At 60.4% G+C, this 18,204-nt stretch carries 19 protein-coding genes; 3 read left to right on the top strand and 16 right to left on the bottom strand.

Annotated features, from left to right (window positions below):
- Positions 1-86: 86 nt before the first annotated feature.
- Genes agaV through ABCP74_RS07440 form a run of 3 tightly spaced genes read right to left on the bottom strand, consistent with a single transcriptional unit; the run spans position 87 to position 1,330 of the window.
- Positions 87-569: a PTS N-acetylgalactosamine transporter subunit IIB gene (gene agaV, locus ABCP74_RS07450; protein WP_022094611.1), complete on the bottom strand. Its 483-nt coding sequence runs from the start codon at positions 567-569 to the stop codon at positions 87-89.
- 36 nt (positions 570-605) lie between these two features.
- Positions 606-887 (bottom strand): preprotein translocase subunit YajC, encoded by a 282-nt coding sequence (gene yajC, locus ABCP74_RS07445; protein WP_250787259.1) that lies wholly within the window; start codon positions 885-887, stop codon positions 606-608.
- Complete coding sequence (locus tag ABCP74_RS07440; RefSeq protein WP_035137680.1) at positions 887-1,330, bottom strand: PTS sugar transporter subunit IIA; 444 nt, start codon at positions 1,328-1,330, stop codon at positions 887-889. The genes yajC and ABCP74_RS07440 overlap by 1 nt, the downstream gene beginning before the upstream one ends.
- 702 nt (positions 1,331-2,032) lie before the next feature.
- Here ABCP74_RS07440 and ABCP74_RS07435 point away from each other — a divergent pair.
- Entirely contained in the window at positions 2,033-2,671 is a 639-nt protein-coding gene (locus ABCP74_RS07435) for a hypothetical protein (RefSeq protein WP_343001415.1), read from the top strand.
- Positions 2,672-2,680: 9 nt separating this feature from the next.
- On the top strand, positions 2,681-2,920 hold the full coding sequence (locus tag ABCP74_RS07430; protein ID WP_118388347.1) for a helix-turn-helix domain-containing protein: 240 nt from the start codon (positions 2,681-2,683) through the stop codon (positions 2,918-2,920).
- A gap of 112 nt (positions 2,921-3,032) precedes the next feature.
- Here ABCP74_RS07430 and ABCP74_RS07425 read toward each other — a convergent pair whose 3' ends face one another.
- The 13 genes from ABCP74_RS07425 to tmk all read right to left on the bottom strand — a co-directional run bounded on the left by ABCP74_RS07425 (position 3,033) and on the right by tmk (position 16,882).
- Entirely contained in the window at positions 3,033-4,118 is a 1,086-nt protein-coding gene (locus ABCP74_RS07425; protein WP_343001416.1) for a hypothetical protein, read from the bottom strand.
- A 126-nt stretch (positions 4,119-4,244) separates the two neighbouring features.
- On the bottom strand, positions 4,245-5,330 hold the full coding sequence (locus ABCP74_RS07420; RefSeq protein WP_343001417.1) for an isocitrate/isopropylmalate dehydrogenase family protein: 1,086 nt from the start codon (positions 5,328-5,330) through the stop codon (positions 4,245-4,247).
- Positions 5,331-5,336: 6 nt separating this feature from the next.
- Positions 5,337-6,035, bottom strand: coding sequence for a HEAT repeat domain-containing protein (locus tag ABCP74_RS07415; protein ID WP_343001419.1), 699 nt, complete (start codon positions 6,033-6,035; stop codon positions 5,337-5,339).
- 15 nt (positions 6,036-6,050) lie between these two features.
- Positions 6,051-6,479: a hypothetical protein gene (locus ABCP74_RS07410; protein WP_117716283.1), complete on the bottom strand. Its 429-nt coding sequence runs from the start codon at positions 6,477-6,479 to the stop codon at positions 6,051-6,053.
- A 5-nt stretch (positions 6,480-6,484) separates the two neighbouring features.
- A complete protein-coding gene (locus ABCP74_RS07405; protein WP_343001420.1) occupies positions 6,485-7,564 on the bottom strand; it encodes an NAD(P)-dependent oxidoreductase in 1,080 nt (359 codons plus the stop codon).
- 98 nt (positions 7,565-7,662) lie between these two features.
- Positions 7,663-8,616: a DegV family protein gene (locus ABCP74_RS07400; RefSeq protein ID WP_343001421.1), complete on the bottom strand. Its 954-nt coding sequence runs from the start codon at positions 8,614-8,616 to the stop codon at positions 7,663-7,665.
- A 79-nt stretch (positions 8,617-8,695) separates the two neighbouring features.
- A complete protein-coding gene (gene hpf / locus ABCP74_RS07395) occupies positions 8,696-9,280 on the bottom strand; it encodes a ribosome hibernation-promoting factor, HPF/YfiA family (RefSeq protein ID WP_035137685.1) in 585 nt (194 codons plus the stop codon).
- Positions 9,281-9,597: 317 nt separating this feature from the next.
- Positions 9,598-10,623, bottom strand: coding sequence for a substrate-binding periplasmic protein (locus tag ABCP74_RS07390; protein ID WP_343001433.1), 1,026 nt, complete (start codon positions 10,621-10,623; stop codon positions 9,598-9,600).
- Between the two features lie 732 nt (positions 10,624-11,355).
- Positions 11,356-12,465 carry a hypothetical protein gene (locus tag ABCP74_RS07385; RefSeq protein WP_343001423.1) on the bottom strand — a complete coding sequence of 370 codons (1,110 nt, stop codon included), beginning with the start codon at positions 12,463-12,465 and terminating at the stop codon, positions 11,356-11,358.
- Between the two features lie 10 nt (positions 12,466-12,475).
- Positions 12,476-13,282, bottom strand: a complete 807-nt coding sequence (locus ABCP74_RS07380; RefSeq protein WP_343001425.1) for a double zinc ribbon domain-containing protein — start codon at positions 13,280-13,282, stop codon at positions 12,476-12,478.
- A 102-nt stretch (positions 13,283-13,384) separates the two neighbouring features.
- Positions 13,385-15,079 (bottom strand): PSP1 domain-containing protein, encoded by a 1,695-nt coding sequence (locus tag ABCP74_RS07375; RefSeq protein ID WP_343011768.1) that lies wholly within the window; start codon positions 15,077-15,079, stop codon positions 13,385-13,387.
- Positions 15,070-16,197 (bottom strand): DNA polymerase III subunit, encoded by a 1,128-nt coding sequence (locus ABCP74_RS07370; RefSeq protein ID WP_343001428.1) that lies wholly within the window; start codon positions 16,195-16,197, stop codon positions 15,070-15,072. Before ABCP74_RS07370 ends, ABCP74_RS07375 begins: the two co-directional genes overlap by 10 nt.
- Position 16,198: 1 nt before the next feature.
- A complete protein-coding gene (gene tmk / locus ABCP74_RS07365; RefSeq protein ID WP_343001430.1) occupies positions 16,199-16,882 on the bottom strand; it encodes a dTMP kinase in 684 nt (227 codons plus the stop codon).
- 237 nt (positions 16,883-17,119) lie between these two features.
- Between tmk and ABCP74_RS07360 the strand changes: the two genes are divergently transcribed.
- Positions 17,120-18,094 carry a zinc-ribbon domain-containing protein gene (locus ABCP74_RS07360; protein ID WP_343001431.1) on the top strand — a complete coding sequence of 325 codons (975 nt, stop codon included), beginning with the start codon at positions 17,120-17,122 and terminating at the stop codon, positions 18,092-18,094.
- Positions 18,095-18,204: the final 110 nt, after the last annotated feature.

Here is an 18,204-nt window from a genome sequence, read left to right as displayed (position 1 = left end):
CTCCTCCTTTCAAAATGAATGTACGCACTTTGGATATCACGTACAGAACGTCAGGGTTTCACTCCTGACAACGTGGATCACGAGGATTACGAGAAGAGCTTGCTCGTGTCCTCAACAGGCGTGCTCGGAACGCGCCTGATCTCCAACTCCACCCCCAATTCCTGCAGCTCTTTAAACGCAGCGACATCCTCGTCGTTAACTGCGACGGAGGTGGCGACTTGGCGCTTTCCTTCCGACATGTGCATGTTGCCGATGTTTACCTTCTTTATAGGCACACCGCCCTTGACGAGCGTAAGCACGTCTTCCGGTGTTTCGGCCACGATGAAGATCTTCTGGCGCGGGCTCGCCTTGCCAATGACGTCGATGGTCTTCTGCAGAGAGAAGAAACGCGTAGCGACGCCGGCGGGAGCGGCCATCTTCATGAGGTTCTGGCGCATGGTGTTGGACGCCACGTCGTCGTTGGCGACGAGGATGAGGTTGGAGCCCAGAGTGGAGTTCCACTGGGTGGCAACCTGACCATGAACCAGTCGGTTATCGATGCGGGTAAGAAGAATGTTGGGTTCTGCCATGTTGATCAGCTTCCTTTCGATATTTGCTGACGACAGTTACTTGATCTCCTGAATCGCGTAACGCGAAACATCTACGACGGCTCCGGATCGGACTTTGATCTGGACCTTCTCGCCTTCGAAGCCTTTGACGGTTCCGTAGATACCGCCGGCGAAAAGAACCTCCTGACCCGGCTTGAGCTCGGTGTGCAGCTCCTTGAAGTACTTCTGCTTCTTCTTCATGTTGATTTGCGACCAGATGGTGTAAATCAAGCCCATGATGACAAGCAGGCCTAAAAGGGCGACCGAGGAGCTCAGGACGTTGGCTCCGAAATCGGCCATTAAATGCCGTCCTCGTCGCCGAAGATATCCTCTTCCTCGGAGCCGGCAACGGATGCGACCGTCTGGGCGGTGACGCCCGTCTGGCCAACGGTCACGGCCTGCTCGCCAAGCTCGGCGAGCGTGGCATTGCCGCGGAGGAACAGAAGCTCAATAACCATGGGAAGGTTGGTGCCAGTCAGAACCTCGACGTTGTCGACATCCTGGGCAATCATCATCGACTGGTTGAACGGGGTGCCGCCAAGCAGGTCGGTAAAGACAAGCACGCCATCGCACTCCTCGCGCATGGCGGTAATAGCGGCGCGGAGATCCTCACCGTAGGATGCGGCCTGGTCGCCCTCAAAAGGAACGACGGTAAAAGCAGGCTGGTCGCCGGCAACCATAGCGATAGCGCTTGCAAGACCGGGTGCGAACTGTCCATGACCGGTAAGAATAAAGCCAACCATTCAAATTTCCCTTCCGAAGGTGTGTACGATCTGAGTCCGATGATTTTCGGAAGCCAGCGGGCGCTCGCCCTTAAAGCTTCTTAGAAAGCGTTCTTTGAAGACCAGTGGTTTCTAAACTGGTAGTAACCACGTGACGTGTTGTTGTCACTATATCACCCCAGAAGAGGTCGCTTTCGTTGATTCATACGGTAAAACGTTTTTGCACCGCTCACGGTGATAAATCGACCGTTTACCGGTCGTTAACACTTCTACCTGCGGTTTTGAAACCGTTTCGAAATGCTTTGGCAAAAAATCTGATCTTTTCCTGTGTCTAAACAACGTAGGGCGGCTAAAAATAGCGTGTAGAAAAATTGCAGGTCATTGTGAAGATATGTGAATTGGTCTTTTTGACTTAATACCAGTTAGAACCAGTTTTGAGATTATCGGTGAACGGTAGTTTTCGACCGTTCACCGGTTACTTGCAATCGTTTGCAGCTGTTTTCCCATATGAATTAGGGGAACCCGATGGAGCGCTTGCGCGATCACAGGAAATTTTGGCATTTGTCCTTATCCCCCACGCGCCAAACTCCGGCATCCAAAATGAGCTAATAGCTCACGCTAATCGTTTTCAATCATTACATACTCAGTATCCGTAATTATTTATCGTTTGTCATTAATTCTGATAAGATACAAGTATCATCCAAAACGCCGATTGGAGGGGTTATGGTCCATCGAAACGCATCTATATCGAATGAAACCATCAGCCGCGAACAGACGGTAGCCAAACTGAGGAAGCTCGCTCGCATCTGCAAATGGGCCACGATCTGCATTACCACCGCGCTCGCTCTGGGGCTCCTCGCAGTCATTGCGATTGACCTTCTACTCATATTGCCTGGCCTCTCCCAAGGCTCGTGTCTCCAATCCGTAGAACTTCAAGCCGGCGAAGGGCCGTGCCTTGCTATCGTCGGTACCGATGCGCAGGCCCCACTTATGCTCGTCGCACACGATGGTCACACTGCCATAGGGAGCCTCTTGATGACATGCCTCGCGCTTACCATCGCGATAAGCGTGCGCAGGCTTTTCCTCAACATTGAAAAGGAAGGCAGGCCCTTTGACCTTGAATGTAACCAGACACTTCGTCGAGTAGGACATTTATTCCTTATCGGCGGCGTTGCCGTGAGGCTTCTTGGCGCCGTAATCACGGGAATGATACTCTCAGGATTTGGCGGCAGCTTTACGGATGCGTTCGTCGGCCAGTTATTCGAGCCCTCCATGCTCTTTGCAGGCCTGATTATTTGCCTGATTGCCAGCATCTTCCGCTACGGGTATATCCTGCAAAAGCAAGATGACGAGTTGCTCTAGGGGAAATCCATGATTATTCTGCGGCTTGACCGCATGCTCGCCGAACGCAAGATCTCATCCAAAGAGCTTGCGGAACGCGTGGGCATCTCCCAGGTCAATATGTCACGCATTAAGACGGGCAAGGTTTCTGCCATACGTTTTTCAACTCTTGACGCGATATGCCGGGCACTCGACTGCCAACCAGGCGATGTACTGGAATATATATCCGACGATGAAGCCGATAGCCTTTTTGGGCTTAAAGATGAATAGTCATAATTAAGCCGTCAATCACGCCCTCAACGCAAAAAGCCCGCTAGAACGTTGTCCGTTCTAGCGGGCTCAATCAGGTAGATCGGTTAGCGCGCAGTAGTGCAGGCAAACCTTACGCAAACAGGCCGTAGATGCTGATGTTGGCCTTGGCGTAGAGGCCGTTCGCATACTCGGTCCACTTGGAGCTGGCGCTCGAAGCCTGCGAGGAATACTGCTGATAAGCAGTGTAATAGGCGGTCATGGCTTGCTTATAGGTAGCGCTATCGGCCGTAAAGGCATCGTCAGCGAAGGCCTTGGCATAGGTGCTGTCGGCATCCTTCCAGGCGCCCTTCTCGCTATCCCACTCGTCACCGGCAAGGTTGATGATGTAGTCAGCGTAGTCCTTGCTCGCGGTCTCCTCGTTGCCGTCAGCAGGCTCGGTCGGGGCGGTCGGCATGCTTGCGGAGCTGTCGCCGACCTTCTTCTTGTAGAGCTTCTGCAGCGTCGCGGACTGACGGACAATCTGCTTGGCCTGATCCTTGGACACGCCGTACTGCGTGGCCATGGTCTTGTAGTCGGAGGTGCCGATGGAATCCTCGGCGTACTTCTTCATCTCCTTGGAAGAGACGGTAATGCCCTCGTCCTCGGCAGCATCGAGCAGGATCTTGTTGCGCACGTAGGACAGGATAACGTCGGCAGACGGAGCGGTGTAGTTGCCATCGCTATCCTTGACGGTGTCGAGGCTGTACTGGCTCTCGATGGCCTCGCGCGCGGTGATGTCGCTCTTCTTGCCGTTGTAGCTGTAGCTTGCCACGGTCGAATCGAGCTGGTCCTCGGTGAGGGTCGCCGAGCCGACGCCCTTGCCGCCAAAACCGCCATTGCCGATAAAGAAGCCGACCACGGCAGCGATCACGACGGCGACCACAAAGGCGGCAATCATCGTCTTCTTGTGCTTGCAAGCGTGGTCGTCCAAGTCGGAGTCGTCGTCCTCATCCTGGGCCTCGGGCATCAGATTCTCGTCAGCGGCATCCGCGGCAATCTGAGCCTCCAGTCGGGCGTCCTCCTCTTCGGCCGTCGTACCGGCGGCAATGTGCTCGGCAGACGTACCGGCGACCAGATCGATCTTCTCATCCTCGTCACCGTCGGGGCCTTCGCCGCGCTCGATGATCTGGATGCCGTCGATCTCGTCCTTCTCGTCCTTCTTTTGAATCAGACCCATATCGGTTACTCCTTGTTAGGAAACATAGTCCTCAATAGAATACGCCCGACAGAGCGCCGGGCGTATTGATTCTTAGGTTATACGCAAACACTTAAGTACTATTTAGGCGTTTGCAGCACGCATGCCTTAGGCCAGGTGCGCGATAACGGCATCGGCAAAGGCCTGCGTGCCCACGGCCCCCTCGACGGAGCCGGTCTGGGCACGACGCACGTCACCGGTAACCTGCTCGCCCTCGTCGAGCGTGGCAGATACGGCGGCGCGAATGCGATTGGCAGCGTCGTTCTCGCCCAGGTGATCGAGCATCATCGCAGCAGAAAGGATCTCGGCCGTGGGGTTGGCGATATCCTGACCAGCGATATCGGGCGCGGAGCCGTGCGTAGCCTCAAAGATGGCGCAGTCGGCACCGATGTTGGAGCCGGGGGCCATCCCTAAGCCACCCACCAGGCCGGCGCACAGGTCGCTCACGATGTCGCCGTACAGGTTGGGCAGCACCAGGACATCGAAGTCGTTGGGGTTCTGGACCAGGCCCATGCAAGTGGCGTCGACAATCTTGTCGTTGAACTCGATATCGGGATAGTTGGCGGCCACCTCGCGCGCAACGCGCAGGAACAGGCCGTCGGTCGCCTTCATGATGTTGGCCTTATGCACGGCCGTCACCTTTTTGCGGCCGCAGCGGCGGGCATACTCAAAGGCATACTCCACAATGCGGCGGCTCTTGGCGATGGAGATGGGCTTGATCGAGATGGCGGAATCGGCGGCGAAGGTCTTCTGACCCGAGCGCTCGACAAGCTGCGAGAGCTCCTCGACCTCGGCAGCCCCCTCATCGAACTCGATGCCAGCGTAGAGGTCCTCGGTGTTCTCGCGCACGATGACCAGGTCGACATCGCGAAAGCGCGATCCGTCGCCCGGCTGCGACAGGCAGGGGCGCACGCAGGCGTACAGGTCGAAGTGCTTGCGCAGGGCGACGTTAACGCTGCGGAAACCCGTGCCGACCGGCGTGGTGATGGGACCCTTGATGGCAACCTTGGTCTCGGCGACCGCATCGAGCACGTGCTGGGGCAGTGGCGTGCCAAACTCGTCCATGACGCCGGCACAGGCCTCCTGGACATTCCAATTGATCTGGACACCGGTGGCCTCGACCACGCGGCGCATGGCCTGCGTAATCTCGGGACCGATACCGTCACCGGGAATCAGGACTACATCGTGCGCCATAATCTGTTACTCCTCGTTTTCGGCGTCGTCAGATTTTTTAACGCTAGCACGCTTCTTCTTTTTGGAGAGATCAAGGTCAAAGCGTTTAACAAGCATTTCGCAAATCTCGCTCGAACGGGCTTTGAGATAGCTGCCCTTGCCGTTCTCGGCATCGAACTTAAGGCGCAGCGCAAGCTTCTCGGCGACCTCGGCGTCGATCTCGCCCTGGCCAAACTCGTACAGGCAACCGAGCATGTCGCGATACTCGAGGTCGCCGTGGTAGCACTGGATAGCCTCGTCCAGGATGGGCCAAGCCTCGCGCGAACGCTCGACGCTCGTGGCGCCCCACACGCACAGCAGGCGGAAGGCGGCATAGCGCAGCGTGGAGGAAATCTCGTCGAACAGCGCGGTCTCGGCGCCCTCAAAGGCATCGCCCAGCTGCTCGGGACAGGTGGTGGCAAGCGCCGTCAGGGCATCGAGGGCCTCCCAGCGGGTCTGAGCCTCGGGGCGGTCGAGCGCCTCGATCAGCGCGGTGACGCAGGGCACGACGCGCTGCGGATCGCGCTCGGCGAGCAGGTGCAGCACGCGGGCGGCAAACTGGCGGATGCGGCGCGTGGGGCAGCCGAGCTCCTGGACCAGACGGTCGACGGCATTCTCGTTCTCCTCTGCCAACTGAAGCTGCGCCAGCTCCTCGTCGGTGAGCTGTTCGTCTTTGTTTTCTGCCATAGTTACCTCTTTTTACTATTTCTTAGCGTGCTTGCCAGCACCCTTGCTGTCATCGGTGACCGAGATGAGCTGTCGGTCGGCAGCGCCATTACGACGCGCACGGCGGCGTTCCTCGGCATCGCCCGCGTCGGCGGCGGCGCGGTGTGCCTTGTTGACGTTAAAGACCTCGTCGTGCTTGCGCCACGGACCGACGGACTCGCCAAAGCTCATCTTAAGGCCGGCGATAAAGCCGCCGAGCCAGCCGATCGGCGCAAACTGCACCAGCGGGAACAGCGAGAACACCCAGGTCAGCAGGACGACTGCCGCCGCTCCCGCAAAGTTGGCAATCCAGTAGTCGCGCTTGGTGATGACGCGCTTTTCGCACGCCCACTGGCCGCACAAAAAGCCGATGTAGATCGCGAAGAGAAAGAGCGCCAGCGCAAGCACCACGAACGTCCAGCTCATGGGCGCTACTCCCCGTGATGGTGGCCGCAGCAGCACTCGTGGCCATCATCATGGCCGTGGCCGCCGCAGCACTCGTGGCCCTCGTCGTGGTGGTGGCCACAACCGCACTCGTGATCGTCGCCATGTTCGCCGCAACCGCAGCCTTCCTCGTGAGCACCATGCTCCTCGGGACGATACTGCGACCAGTCCAGACCGGCGGCGATGGCGTCGGCCTCCTCCTTATAGAGGACCGTGACGGCCTGGGTGCCCAGCTTGGCGCCACCGATGGCATCGAGCATGTCGTAAAGCGTAAAGGCCACGTCGGCGCCGGGCAGCGCAAGCTCACGGTCGTCGGCATAGGCGAGCGCCAAGCGCAGGTCCTTAATGAAGTGCTCGACCATGAAGCCGGGCTTGTAGTCGCCGTCGAGCGCCTTGGGCGCCAGGCTCTCCATGGCACCGGACTTACCGGTGCCGCCCAGGATCATCTGACGGGTCTTCTCAAGATCAAGGCCGCTCAGCTCGGCAAACGCCATGGCGTCTGCCATGCCGACCATGCAGGCGCCCAGCGACACCTGGTTGGCGAGCTTGGCAGCCTGGCCCTTGCCGGCGCCATCAAAGCAGCAGATGGTTGCCGCAAAGGTGGAAAGGATGTCGCGGACCGGCGCGATGTCGTTCTCGGTGGCGCCCACGATAGCCGTAAGCGTGCCGGCGATAGCTCCCGACTCGCCGCCGGTGACGGGGCAGTCAAACGCCATGCGGCCGGAGACCTGGGCGGCCTCGGCAATGTCGCGCGCCAGCTCGGGCGAGCTCGTGGTGAGGTCGATCAGGACCGCGCCGGGCTTAGTGCACGCGAGCAGACCGTCGCCCGCCAGGTAGAGCTCCTCGACCTCGGAGGGATAACCCACCATGGTAAAGACGACGTCGGCGTTCGCCGCGGCATCTGCCGGCGTATCGGCCCAGACGGCACCGCGCTCAACGAGCGCTGCGGCCTTGGACTTGGTGCGGTTGTTGACCGTGACGGGATAGCCGGCGTCCAGAATGTGGCCGGCGATGGGGGCACCCATAATTCCGGTGCCAATGAATGCGACGGAGAGCTTGTTTGCCATGAAACCTTTCCTTTTGGGTTGGGTGTTGTTACCAGGTTGAATACTCGGTGCCAGCGTTTGGGCTGTGAGTCGAGGGCGATTACGGACGCAGCGCTTGCCTACTGACCGCGCACGCGGCGGGCGATACGGTCGGAAAGCGACGCCTTGTCGGCGCGGTTCTTACCCCAAAACGCGCAGCCCACCATGCCGGGGCCCACGTGCGAGCCGATGGTGGGACCCACGGAGCCGCGAATGATCGTGACGTCGGCGCAACCCTCCTCCTTGCGGATGGCGGCTTCGAGCCAGTCACCATCCTTTTCGGCATCGGCCGTCATGATGGCGATGGGCATGGTGCGATCGGGCACGTAGTTCTCGCGGAACGACTTGAGGATGGACTTGAGCGCCTTCTTGCGGCCGCGGTTGACGCCGATCAGCGACAGCGAGCCGGCCAGGTCGTAGGAGAGCTCGGGCTTGACGTCGAGCTTTGCCGTGAGCTGCGCCGCCGCGGGAGGAATGCGGCCGCCGGCAGCCAGTGCGTCGAAGCTCTCGAGCGTAAAGTAGCCGTGCACGTAGGTTTTTGCCTCGTTTGCCCAATCGACCAGCTGTTTGGCGGTCAGTCCCGCCGAACGCTGGCGCACGGCCTCGAGCGCCAAGAGCGCGCCGGTCGCGCAGGGCAGAGCGTTGTCGACCACGTAGAGCTCAAAGTTGGGATACTCGGCGCGCACGGCATCTGCCGCCTGGCACGCGGAGTTGTAGCTCGACGACAGCGCCGAGGTAAAGCACAGGTAGACCGTGGGCGTACCCTCTTTGGCGCACTCGGTAAAGAACTCGATATAGCGACCGAGCGACACAGCCGAGGTGGACACGCGGGCACCAGCGCGCATGCGGTCGTAGAACTCCTTAGGGCTCATGCTCGACCAGATGTCGTCTGTGCGCTCCTCGCCATCGATAATAAAGGGAAAACCCAGGATATCGACATCGAGGTTCGCGGCGACCTCGGGGCTAAAGTCGCAGCAGGTATCGACGACGATGCGGCAACGGTTCGAATGACCGGCGGATGCGGCCTTGTCCATCAAAGCGACTCCTTACGTAAAAAGGCGGCCACCCGCATGGGATGGCCGCCAACCGTTAACTCATGCAAGTTAACGTATTTTACTCGTCAAGTGTTTCGATGCGGGGCTTGATGATGCCATATCCACCATTCTTACGGTGATACACCACATTGATGAGACCGGTCGTCGCGTTCTCAAACACGTAGAAGTCGTGACCCAGCAGATCGGTCTGCACCAGCGCCTGTTCCTCGGTCATCGGGGTGACGTCAATAACCTTCTCGCGGACGAGCAGGTCGTCCTCCTCCTCGGGCAGCAGCAGGTCGGCCAGATCCTCGACGCGCTCGACCGGCGCGACATCCGCGGCGCTGGCACCGCCCTGGCGGTTGTCCACGACCTTGGTCTTGAACTTGCGCAGCTGGCGGGTGACCTTATCGGCGGAGAGGTCGATGGCGGCGTACATATCTGCACCGTGCTCGGCAACGCGAATCACCGAACCGCGGGCACGAACCGTGACCTCAACGATTGCCGGGTTGGGGTTCGAGGGGTTCTTCTCATAGCGAAGTACAACGTCGACCGTCATGGGCTCGATATCGAAAACCTTGAGCGCCTCGCCGATCTTCTCATCCACATGCGCACGCAGAGCATCGGTTACCGTCGTCTTGCGTCCAGAAACCTTGATATCCATACGTGGCTCCAATCTGCCTCGGGGACTTACTGTACTGGCTATGTACCCATTGCCGTGCATTTAATCACGCGGATTCCTAAAGACCCGAATAACGATTGCTTGATACCGCATACCGAAGTCTCGTACTTTTCCATGGCAAAGTGCGCTATAGGAGGGAGCCGACAGATTTGTATTTGATCCCGAAAATTGGCTTTGACCTGCTGGTTTTATAGGGATGAAAAAGCCGGGCTCCCCTATTGGGGAAGCCCGGCAGTGCGTGTTGAAACCGTGAAGAGGTGTTATTTCCAACGTATAGGAGACACCACCCCTAGCAATAACTAGCTATTGAGTTTGTTAATGTCGTCGTCAGCGATGGTGCCTTCCTGACTGGACGATTTGTCCTCGGAGGATGCGGTCTCATTGTTGGAATCGGAGGACTCGCTGACGGAGGACGTGGTCTCGCTGGACTTAGAGTCGCCCGGCTGCACGTTAGCGCCCGAAACCGCCTTAGTGGTGAGGTCGTAGGGCATCTGGCCGTACCAGACGCAGTGGACTGCCTCGAGCGTACCGTCGACCGTGATGCCGTCGAGGGCATCGCTCACGGCACGGCACAGTTCGTCATTGGACGAGAGGCCCGCAACACCAAGCGTCGAGGGCGCCTCGAGCGCACCGACAAAGGAGATCTCGCTCATCAAGCGTGCAAGGTAGCCGCCGACCGTGGAGTCGCAGATCACATAGTCGACCTCGCCGGACTCGAGCGCCTCAAAGCACTCGTTGATGTTGGAGTAGGTCTTTTGGTTGGCAGTAATGCTCTGCTTGGCAAGCGCCTCCTGCGAGGCCGAGGACATCTGGACACCCAGGGTAGACGTGTTAAGGGTATCGGTGGAAACGCTTAGCGACCCACCATCGCTGGTTTTACCGAACACAGAAGCGGCATCGTACAGGCAGGTGCCGAGCGAGCTAACGTCCCCGTCTGTGGAGTTGATCTCGCCGATAAAGATATCAGCCTTTTTGTCGCCGAGCGCGGAACCCGCCGAGGACGCATCGACAAAGGCGACCTTAAGGCCCATGCGGCTTGCGAGGGCGCGGGCGGCGTCGACCGCATATCCCGTGAGCTCGCCGTCGGCGCCCTGCATGGCCTGCGGCGCATCGGAAGTATCGAGGGCAACCGTCAGGGTTCCGGGAGTGACCAGGGCATCGTCCGACACCGCCGGCGTGACCGTCTCGTACTCGATCTGGTCGATCGTGGGAGTCGTGAACGTAGACAGCGGGTTGAACGCGCATCCGCTCAGGCCCAAAACGGCGATGACCGCTGCGGTCCCAGCACCTAACCGAGCCGCGTGCATCAAGCTGCCCCTCACCATGTCCACTACCCTGCCTTCTGTGTCGTATACGATCCGTGCGTTGCGCGGAATATCAGGTTGTTCCCACCAGCTGACCTGGTATTTGACCCCACACTTGCGCACCGGGGTGTTTGCTCGGGAGGCCGCAGCCACCTTCACGACTGGCCCGCTCGCCCGCGAGGCGGTATTGCCCCAAAGAAAGTAGAACGGACGGTGCGGCTTACATCTAGGACGCGCCATGATCGCGCCGCGCGCACGCGGTCGCTTACGTGGATCCCTTTGACCGCGTCTGTCTTGGACTAGGACGGGCATTTCGTCCGTCCGCAACCACAGCCTGGTAGGAACGTAGCGCATTATAGCTAAGTTCAAGCTAAAGTTTAAGGTTAAGGGCGTCATTCGCATCGTGCGCACAGATTTTGCGGGTCAGGACGGGCCGCACGCGCTCTGATTAAGCCCGTCGCTCCCCCATGGAAAGCCCCAACACACCCGTCTTAGGGCGCCGTGGCCAAAAAATAGCAAATATGAGTACTGTTACCAATTTAGTAGCAGGAGTTTTTGGCTCTGCAAGCTGTTTTCACGCTCTATAACGTCAGATTGATGCCAGGATATTCCACATTTGTTTAATAATTTTCTAATTTACGCCATCTTCAAGTCCCAAAATCCCTGATTTTACTGTTACTGAATTTGTAGCAGTACTCATATTTGCTATATTTTGGCCAGAGCATATATCCAACCCCCTGTTTCAGAGCATTGTTAGGCGGGTTTAAGCCCAAAACACGCCCGCAGCGTGTTAAGCAACGCCTCTTGCTTCTTCCTGCGGGCATCGACACGATTCCGGTACCGCTTTCGCATACGCTGGTGCATGCGCCATGCGAGCGCCTCCACCGCTTCCATGTCACAGAGCATTTCGTTGTTGACCGTCGCAACCTCGATTCCCATAGTAATCAAGCCCGTGTTCCGTTTTTCGTCGTGGATGCGTCCCCTTCGAGAGGAATGACCCGGCTCACCGTTGTATTCCAGGTCAAACCGGGCTGCTTCCTGATACGCATCGCAAACTGCATGCGGCATCCCCGAGATTGCCTGCGCGCGGTCATCGAACTCAATCTTGTAGTCGGTCTTAAAGGGACCGCAGGCAAATCCGCCATAGGAAAACGGAAGCGAAAACAGGGCGAGCATGATGCACTCCATGGGTGAGCGCAGGTTTTCCGAAAGATAGGGACACAGACGCTGCAGTTGTTTGGCCGCGTTCCCCTTGCATACCGCGAGGTAATCTGCCAGACGATCGGGCATCAGCACCGGTTCAACCTCAAAGTAGCCCACATCTGCTGGCTGGTCCTTGTCCTTTGCAAGTTTATTCGTAACAGGCGAGGTGTAGGGAGGCAGATACTTCCCGCGGTCACTCAGCGAAATCTTAGAGCACAGCTCCTGAGCCAGGGCAAATGCCTGGATGCAGCCGACCTCGCGTGCGACGGCTACGCAAAGGGCCTCGGGAGATAGACTGTACACCCCCGGTTCCACCTCTAGAATCGAGCCGGCGGGCAACCCGGAGCATACGGACCAGCTCACGCCAAGAATGCGGCGGCGCTGCGCTGCAGACCCTACCAGCAAGCACAAATCCTCTTGCACCTCGCCGCTTGCGGCCCCAATCCGCACCAAGTCGGGAAGATAGATGTCCTCGGTCGAGGGCGACGACGTGCGCAGCACGCGGCGCTCTTCATCGGGATCGAGGTCCCTCCAGCTGATGTAACCCATTTGTCGGCGCTCGGCGCGCATCATGCGTAGCGCCGAGGCGCCTGTTAGGATTACGGAAGCCGCTAGCTGTTCGCCTGTCGGCTCGTTGCACCGCTCAATCTTTACTGCCACAAAACCACCCCTACCAAACGCGTGCGATAGCGAGGCCATCGACTGCTGCGGCGCCGGCGCGCTTGAGTTCCGCCGAAGCCGCGGCCATCGTCGCGCCCGTGGTGATAACGTCATCGATAAGCAGCAGGCGGCGGCCGTGCACGTCCTCAACCGTCTCGTACATGCCTTGGGCACGCTCGCGGCGCTCCTCACGACCGAGTTCGCGCTGGTCGCCATGCCCGTACTTGACGAGAGCATCGAGCAGGGGAACACCCGACAGCTCGCAAAATGGGCGCGCAATAGCCTCCATATGATCAAAACCACGCCGCCGAAACGCTGTCGCCGTCGCGGGTACAAACACCACCGCATCCGCACCGGACAGCACACCTCCTAAGCGTTCGGGCGCTACGACCTGGGCATGCAGGGCGGTGTCGTAGAGCAGCTCCGCCAGATACGGAGCCAGACGTCGCTCGCCCGCATCCTTGTACGCTTTAATGATGCGCGGCAGCGGATGCGCATAGACGGCGCACGCCAGGCAGCGGTCGAGTGCCTCCGCCATTGCCGAGGACGTGCCCTCGACCGAGCACTCGGTGCACAGCAAGTCTCCAAACGGGGCGCCGCATCGAGTGCAGCTATGCCGCGGGTCGATGAGCGTGAGCGCGGCCAGGCAGTCTTGGCAAATAAGCGCACCGGCGCGCTCGCAGCCAGCACATCGTGTTGGCGACAATGCCTCGAGCGCCTCGCGTGCCGCCCGCTCGGCAAACGGTAGTAATTCGTCCGCAAACGGTAGGGCACCGGCACCCTGCAGACGGCTCAATATGTTCAGATGGCTCTTCAAGACACAACCCTCCCTACGTTCGGTCGCAGGGAGGGTTGTTGATTCGGCGCTATGATACCCCGATGCGCTCGGGGCAAGGCGAGCTAAATCCGCTCGCGGGCGTTATTCGCCGGCGGGCGGTTGTGGTGCGGACGAAGACGGGGTCGAGCCCTCGCCACCATCCTGGCGCGGCTTGCGGGAACGGCGACGGCGACGGCGCTTTTGACCCTGGTCGGCCGAGCCCTCGCCACCGCGATCCTCGCGCGGCTCGTGCTCGTCGCGAGCGGCGCCACGCGAAGCCTTAGCAGCCGCTCCCCCGCCATCTCCGGGACGACGGCGCGTGACCTTGACCTCGCCATCCGAGACCTGATCGGCCACGGAGGGCACTGAGGGCTTCTGTTGCGCGCCCGAGGAATGGCGACGACGCGGACGTGGCGCGCGCTCCTCCTCGCCACGCGGCTTGCCAGCCTTGTCGGCAGGCGCATCGGAGGCCGAGGCGCCCTTGGGAGCGGCACCGGCCTCGCGAGCGGCTGCGGCGCGGAAGGCGTCCTCGCGCTCCTCGCTCGACAGGTGACGGCGACGACGGCGCGTGGGATTCATGCCACCGCCGCGGTTTTGTTGCTGGGGCTGCTGAGCCTCGCGCTCGCGGGAAGCGTTCTTGCCCGCGGTCTCGCCATTGTCGACGGACGCCGCGCGCTTGCGGCGGCGACGGCCATCGGCCGCCCCCTCGGCCTCGGGCGCCTCGGCCTTGCCGCGGCTCTTTCCGCGGCCACGACCCTCGCCCTGGCTCTGAGCAGCGCGGGTATCGGAATCGGCATCGCGACGACGGCGCTTGGGCATCGACGTGCCGGCCAGACGATCGGCACTCGACAGGCCATCGCCCACATCGACGCCGTTCTCGCGATCGAGCTCCATGAGCGCCAGGCGCATCTCGGGCGACTCGATGCGCTCGAGCACGTCACGCGTCACGCAGTCGGGGCGGCAGTTGCAGCCCTGCTCGGCGGCCTTCTTTTTGCAGCCCTCCGAGCACGTCATATCGGCTAGGTTGACCTTAAAGACTTTGCCGTTCTCCAGGCGCAGCACCAGCTGCTCACGCGGCGTGTCATATTCCTGAATGCGCGCCTTGCCGAGCGGCGTATCGATGAGCGTCTTCTTTTTGGGCGCACGGCTCTTAAAGTCCTTGTACGCCTCGAACTCATAGCGCAGGCAGCACATCAGGCGACCGCACACGCCGCTGATCTTGGACGAGTTGAGCGGCAGGTCCTGCTCTTTTGCCATGCGAATCGAGACGGGCTCAAACTGTCCGCCAAAGCGCGTGCAGCAGAGCTCCTGTCCGCACTGAGCATAGCCGCCCACCAGGCGAGTCTCGTCGCGCACGCCAATCTGGCGCATGTCGACGCGAATGTGCAGCGTCGAGGACAGGTCCTTGACGAGCTGACGAAAATCGACGCGCTCCTCGGCCGCAAAGTAGAACACGGCCTTCTCGCCGCCAAACAGGTACTCGACGCCGACCGGCTTCATCTCGAGGTCGAGCTCTTTGACGAGACGGCGGAAATCAACCATCGCCTCGTCGCCCTGGATGGCTAGGTCGTCGGCAAGCTGCAGGTCGATGTCGCTCGCCACGCGCAGCACGGGCTTGAGCGGCTGGCCGATCTCATCTTGCGGCACCTCAAAGGGATCGGCCGTGACCAGGCCGATCTCGGTTCCGCGCTCGGTGGAGCAAATGGCATAATCGGCCTCGAGGATATCCAGATCCTGCGGGTCAAACCACAGGTCGCGCGAGGCGTAGGTAAACTTAACGGGTACGACTAACGGCATTTCAGTGCCTTCCTGATATCGAACAGCATGACCTCGATAGCCAGCTGGGGAGTAACGTTTCTGGCGATGTTGCGCTCGGCGGTCGCGACCGCCTCGAGCGCCCGGGTGGCACCCGCAACATTCGTCGCGGCGGCAAGCCGACCGATCGTGTCGCGCACGTCTTCGTTCACGACGTCGGCCGCCTCGTCCTGAAGTGTCAGCAGCACGTCGTGCATGAGCGTCCGTGCGCTCGCCAGCGCTTCCATGATACCCGAACGCTCGCGCGCGTTGAGTTCGCGCTTGTTACGGTCCTCAAGCTGCTTCAATGCTCCACGCGACAGGTAATCGGCGTTTTGCTCGAGCACCTTTTCCTGCGTGGACTTGACCTCGGCGAGCGGCGCCTTGACGGCGACGATGAGCGACTTGGCGCGACTGAGCACATCGGCCTCGTCGGCAGCGATGAGAGAATCGATGGCGCGGACCATCTGGCGGCGAGCATCCTGGCGCTCGGCACTCTTAAGGAACTCGATGCCGCGCGTGGGGCTCCCCGCCACGGCGACCGCCATGCGGCAACGCGCGAGGTCCTGACCCGTCGCGCGACTCACGGCACGCGCGGCCACGGCGGGCGACACCAGCCGAAACGGCACGCACTGGCAGCGGCTCACGATGGTGGGCAGCATCACGTCTGCCGAGGTGCCCAGCAAGATAAACATAACGCCCTCGGGCGGCTCCTCGAGTGTCTTGAGCAGTGCGTTGGCGGTGTTAGCGCGCAGCTGCTCGGCACGGTCGATGATGTAGACCTTGGCCTTAGCGCGGATGGGCGCCAGCGGCACGTCGTCGAGCAGCTCGCGGGTCTGGGCAATGAGGTAGCCCGTGGCGCTCTCAGGCGTGTAATAGTGCACGTCGGGGTGTGTGTGCCGCGCAACGCGCACGCAGCTGTCGCATGCGCCGCAGCCGTCCTGCTCGCACAGGAAGGCCTGGGCGAGCGCCCATGCGGCATCGAGCTTGCCGGCGCCGGGAGCGCCCAAAAACAGGTAGGCGTGCGATGCACGGCCGCTGGCGACGGCGTTGGTCAAAAAATCGCGCACGCGCTGTTGGGTGTCGAGCTTGGCCAGCAGGCTTGCCTGAGCGGGGGCCATGTTACTCGGCCTCCTTGGCAAGCGCGGCGACGACGGCGTCTTGCGGAATGTCGAGACCGTACGCGCGAACCTGCTCGACCGTCTTCCCGAAGACCTCCTCGATGGGCGCGGTGGCGTCGATAAGCTTTACGCGATTTGGCTCCTCGGCGGCAATTGCGCAAAAGCCCTGGTAGACACGCTCCTGGAATGCCATGCCTTTTGCCTCCATGCGATCCGCCGCGCCACGGGCGGCCATGCGCAACGCCGCCTGCTCGGGCGTGATGTGGTAGACGAGCGTGAGCGCCGGGTGCGTCCCCGCGACGGCCAGGCTGTTGGCATCGCGCACCATCTGGCGATCGAGGCCGTCGGCAAATGCCTGGTAGCAGGTTGTGGAATCGTAGAAGCGGTCGCACAGGACCACCTTGCCGGCCGCGAGGGCGGGCGCGATGACCTCGTGCACCAACTGGGCGCGCGCCGCCTCATAGAGCAGCAACTCGCAGGTGTCGCCCATCGCCGTATTGGCGGGGTCGAGCAGCAGAGCACGGATCTTTTCGCTGATGGCGGTGCCGCCCGGTTCGCGCAGGCTCACAACCTGGTGGCCAGCGAGCTCGAGCGCGCGGGCAAGCAGGCGCGCCTGCGTGGACTTGCCGGCACCGTCGACGCCCTCGAGCGTGATAAAGCTATGTTGAGCGGGCTCAAAAGCCATGGGCGCAGCCCCTTCCTACAAGGCGCGTAAATGCAGATATATCAACCAAGCCATGATACCCCAGTGCTCGGCGCGTCCCAAATCCCACCTAGCCATTGGGGACGCTCTTGAATGACCAGGCGACAGTTAGGGACGTTCCTAAAATGCCGTCCGAAAAGGAACGTCCCTAACCACCGGCTTTTTTGGGCGGTGGGTATAATCGTCGTATTGATTTGAAATGTGACGAAAGGAGCGGCAATGTCTCGGTATTGCGCCTCGTGCGGCAAGCTTCTTGCAGACGATGCCAAGTTCTGCACCTCATGCGGTGCACCCGTTGAGCAAACAACTGCAAGCAATGGCCAACCCGCGTTTGAACAGACCGGCTCCCTCGATACGCCACAAACCAAACCGGACGACCCCCTCGCCTATCGCCCCGACCCCGCTGCCGACCCCGCAGCGGTCGAGACGACGCAGCGCATACCCGTCGCGGGCACCCCAGCCCAACAGCAACCGGCGTCTGCGTACGCGTCTGATTCACCGCAGGCCCCCGCCGCAAAAAAGAGCGCCACCAGGGCGCTTATCGCCGTTATCGTTGTGCTGGTGGCAATCATCATCGCCCTGGTCATTTTCTTTGTGATCAAGCCTTTCGACAACGCCGCTACGCAAACGACAGCTGAGGTTACCAAGCTGCACCATGATGTCGACGCCGACGACCTTAAGCCTCTCGACGACCCCAATAGCCTCTACGATGACGACGACGATGATGACGGCGAAGCAACCCTCTCCGAGCAAAACCTCTACCGTCGCCTGAGCGAATACTACGACCTGCTCGAAGATCTCGATAGCCAGGTCCGTGCCTGCGCAGAGGCGTTCAATGGCGGTTATCTGGAAGAGGACCGTACCACCCGTCAAAATCTCGCTGATGTCGCCGAGCGCACGGAAGACACCATCGAACAGTACTACGATATCGTCGAGGACCTGGACGTCCCCATGAGCTCTAAGAACTACAGCTCCTGGAAAGACATCGTCGCCCTGTATGACGACCTGGACCACCGCATCGACGCGATCTGCGATGCCTGGGAGATCAGCCTAAAGTACGCAAAGCCCGCGGACCATAAGGACGAAATCGTGGCGCCGCTGTCGCGCGACAACGTGGCGGGCACCAATGACAACAAGTACCGTCAGGACTTTGAGGACCGCTATCCCGGCGCCAAGCCTGTCGAGGTGAACTAGTCGCATGCGACGTTCTTAAACAGCTAGTCATTAAAGAACGTCCATTACAGTCGAAATTGTCAGCCCGGGACCGTCTCGGGCTACGATTGAGGCGCGCCCAGAACGGGCCG

It is taken from the genome of Collinsella aerofaciens (assembly GCF_039062315.1).
In the GTDB taxonomy this organism is placed as follows: Bacteria; Actinomycetota; Coriobacteriia; order Coriobacteriales; family Coriobacteriaceae; genus Collinsella; species Collinsella aerofaciens_BG.
This window is presented reverse-complemented; position numbering and strand designations above follow the sequence as displayed.